Raw genomic sequence first — 1,053 nt, 5'->3', positions numbered from 1 at the left:
GTATCCCTTCGGCCAACATCACGTTGAATATAGCCGGTGATGCCAGCCAAATTTTTAGCGCCAAGGCACAAGCTGAACTGGCAAACTGCCGTCCAAATCATGAACTTATCGTCCAGATCGAAAAAACGGTATTATTTAAAGGGATCATTATTCGGCAAACACTTAAGTTCAAAGGTCAAGACAGCCTAATTACCCTGACAGCCAAACATCCGCTACAAAAACACTCATGGCCTCCATTCGCAACTATTCAGTCAACAGAGTGATGAGGCGATTATCAGAAAGTTATGCAGTCAAATAGGTATAACCGCAACGATAAAACAAGCACCTCAACTTAAAACAGTGCATGAGCAAATGGTGCAATTCCGTTGCAATGACTGGGCCTTTTTAAAAAATCGACTGCTGGCCACGAATACCTGGCTGCTGCCCGGTAACGAGACGGTTACGCTGATTACGCCGAAAGCGCTTAATCAATCAACCGTGCATACTGTTCGTCAACGGGCCAACGATCAGGACATTGTGCTGTTTGAAGCGAATCTACAATGGGATAACCAACATAGCCCTAAAACGGTGAGCGTACACTCTTGGGACATTACCCAACAAAAACTGTCTCAGGCAATTCAAGCAAAAAACAGCGGCCTTGGCGGTGGTCAACTTGCCACGGATGACCTGTCAGCTCTGACCAATCAAGACTGGCAGTGGACTTTCAGCTACCCACTGGATAATGAACAAGCCAGACATCTTGCTCAAGGCATTATGGACAACCGGCGAAGTCATAATATCTCCGGCAATGTTGAAGTCGAAGGCGATGATCGTTATCAACCGGGGGATGTGCTGGCGTTAAGCGGCTTTGGTCAGGGGATGGATGGTCAAGCCATTATCACCGGCGTCAGTCAAACCCTCTCTCAGCGACAAGGCTGGCGTACCCGGTTAACACTCGGCTTATTGCCGGAAACGGAACATGCTGTACCGCAAGTAAAAGAGCTACACATCGGCGTCGTGGAAAAATACCAGCAAGACCGCCAATCATTGGACCGTATTCCGGTCAAAATACCG

At 47.9% G+C, this 1,053-nt stretch carries 1 pseudogene; it reads left to right on the top strand.

The features are described 5' to 3' along the window. Positions 1 to 1,053, top strand: a pseudogene (locus tag KZ793_RS20740) (phage late control D family protein); the annotation flags it as partial.

Origin of the sequence: Photorhabdus antumapuensis, assembly GCF_020387775.1 — a bacterium.
Taxonomy (GTDB): Bacteria; Pseudomonadota; Gammaproteobacteria; order Enterobacterales; family Enterobacteriaceae; genus Photorhabdus; species Photorhabdus antumapuensis.
The sequence above is the reverse complement of the archived record's forward strand: the minus strand, read 5'-3'. Positions and strand labels throughout refer to the sequence as shown.